The organism is Blastococcus saxobsidens, assembly GCF_010682065.1.
Lineage (GTDB): Bacteria > Actinomycetota > Actinomycetes > Mycobacteriales > Geodermatophilaceae > Blastococcus > Blastococcus saxobsidens_B.
Map to the genome: position 1 here is coordinate 1 of NZ_JAAGWG010000021.1, position 595 is coordinate 595.

The 595-nt window shown below is 56.8% G+C and carries 1 rRNA gene; it reads right to left on the reverse strand.

Annotated features, from left to right (window positions below):
* Positions 1 to 595 (reverse strand): 23S ribosomal RNA (locus GCU60_RS13755); the annotation flags it as partial.

A 595-nucleotide genomic window follows, 5' to 3' on the forward strand; every position in this document is an offset into this window, starting at 1 on the left:
CCAGTGAGCTATTACGCACTCTTTCAAGGGTGGCTGCTTCTAAGCCAACCTCCTGGTTGTCTCTGCGATCCCACATCCTTTTCCACTTAGCACACGCTTAGGGGCCTTAGCCGATGATCTGGGCTGTTTCCCTCTCGACTACGAACCTTATCGCCCGCAGTCTCACTGCCACGCTCTCACTTACCGGCATTCGGAGTTTGGTTGACGTCAGTAACCTTGTGGGGCCCATCGGCCATCCAGTGCTCTACCTCCGGCAAGAAACACGTGACGCTGCACCTAAATGCATTTCGGGGAGAACCAGCTATCACCGAGTTTGATTGGCCTTTCACCCCTACCCACAGCTCATCCCCCAGGTTTTCAACCCTGGTGGGTTCGGTCCTCCACGCGGTCTTACCCGCGCTTCAACCTGGCCATGGGTAGATCACTCGGCTTCGGGTCTAGGGCACGCGACTATGTCGCCCTGTTCGGACTCGCTTTCGCTACGGCTACCCCACACGGGTTAACCTCGCCACGTACCGCTAACTCGCAGGCTCATTCTTCAAAAGGCACGCAATCACCCCTCCACCGAAGTGGATAAGGCTCTCACGGCTTGTAG